The following is a 1,559-nucleotide window of genomic DNA, read 5'->3' on the forward strand; positions in this document are numbered from 1 at the left end:
TCAGGCTGTCGAGAAAGTCTCGACAGCCTTATTTATGTGTACTAAATTTAAGACGACACCGCGTTAATGTTGTATAATATAGGTAACTATTTATAGAACGGATGGTGTGTTGAATGTTGCGTCCCAACCGAGAAAAACAACAATCCTATGAGTTTGTTTCCATCGAAGATTTGGTCCCCGGAGATCACTTGCTCCGCAAAATAGATAAGTATATTGATTTTTCATTTATCGATGAGAAAGTTCGACCCCTGTACTGCGCAGATAATGGTCGTCCAGCCATCGATCCGGTGATCTTGTTTAAGATGATTTTTCTTGGATACTTTTACGGTATTCGTTCCGAACGTCAATTGGAGCGGGAGATCCAAACCAATTTGGCCTACCGCTGGTTTTTAGGGCTGGGGTTGACGGACAAGGTTCCAGACCATACGACCATTAGCTGGAACCGGCGGACCCGGTTTAAAGATACGAATATCTTCCAGGATATTTTCGATGAGATTGTTCTCCAAGCCATTTCACACCGAATGGTCGGCGGACGTGTCCTTGTTACGGATTCGACTCACGTCAAAGCCAATGCGAATAAGCACCAGTACACTAAACAAATGGTTTTGCAAAATACAAAGGACTATGTGGACGAGCTCAACGCCGCTGTGACCGAGGACCGGAAGGTGCATGGAAAAAAGCCCTAAAACCTAGAGAGGAAGTGAATGAAGAAAAGGAAATAAAAGTGAGCAAGACCGATCCCGATAGCGGATATATGATTCGCGACGGCAAACCCGAGGGCTTCTTTTATCTGGACCACCGAACGGTGGATACGAAATACAATCTCATAACTGATGTGCATGTTACACCCGGAAATGTCCATGACTCCGTGCCCTATTTGTCGCGTTTAGATCGTCAGCAAGAACGATTTGAATTTAAGGTTGAAGCCGTTGCGCTAGATTCGGGTTATTTAACGACGCCCATTTGCCGAGGACTACAAAGCCGAAAGATTTTTGCGGTGATCGCTCACCGAAGATTTCATCCCAAGCAAGGATTGTTTCCAAAGTGGAAGTTTACCTTTGATGCCGAGCGAAATCTGTATATTTGTCCAGCGAGTCACGAATTGAATTACCGAACCACCGACCGAAAGGGCTACCGGCAGTATGCTTCCAATCCCGAACAGTGCAAAAGTTGTCCGCTGCTGGGTCAATGCACGCAGTCCCGAAACCACCGAAAGGTAGTGACGCGGCATGTCTGGGAGGACAGCAAGGAATGGGTGCGGAATAACCGGCTAAGTAAGTCCGGCAAAAAGTTATACCGCAAACGAAAAGAGACGATTGAGCGAAGCTTCGCGGATGCTAAAGAGCTCCATGGGTTTCGCTACTGCCGTTTGCGCGGACTTCCAAACGTCAGGGAACAAGCACTGATGACGGCAGCCGTGCAGAACATGAAGAAGATGGCGATCCACCTGGATCGCCTGGAAAAACGGAGGTAATCCCCTCGTTTTCCGATTGTACTTCTGCCTGAACGTAAAAAGAAACCCAAGGTCGTAAAAATGACCTGGGTTTCTCGACAATCTG

Annotated in this window: 1 protein-coding gene; it reads left to right on the plus strand. The window is 47.0% G+C overall.

The annotated features are described in order from the left end of the window. The first annotated feature begins 113 nt into the window (after positions 1-113). Positions 114-1,474, plus strand: a protein-coding gene (locus ACTJKB_RS30820) for an IS1182 family transposase (protein WP_440838032.1) whose coding sequence is annotated in 2 segments (ribosomal slippage) — positions 114-684 and positions 684-1,474 — 1,362 coding nt in all. Because the reading frame shifts where the segments join, the coding sequence is not laid out codon by codon here. The last annotated feature ends 85 nt before the right edge of the window (positions 1,475-1,559 follow it).

Source organism: Paenibacillus sp. 22594 (assembly GCF_052044425.1).
In the GTDB taxonomy this organism is placed as follows: domain Bacteria; phylum Bacillota; class Bacilli; order Paenibacillales; family Paenibacillaceae; genus Paenibacillus_AQ.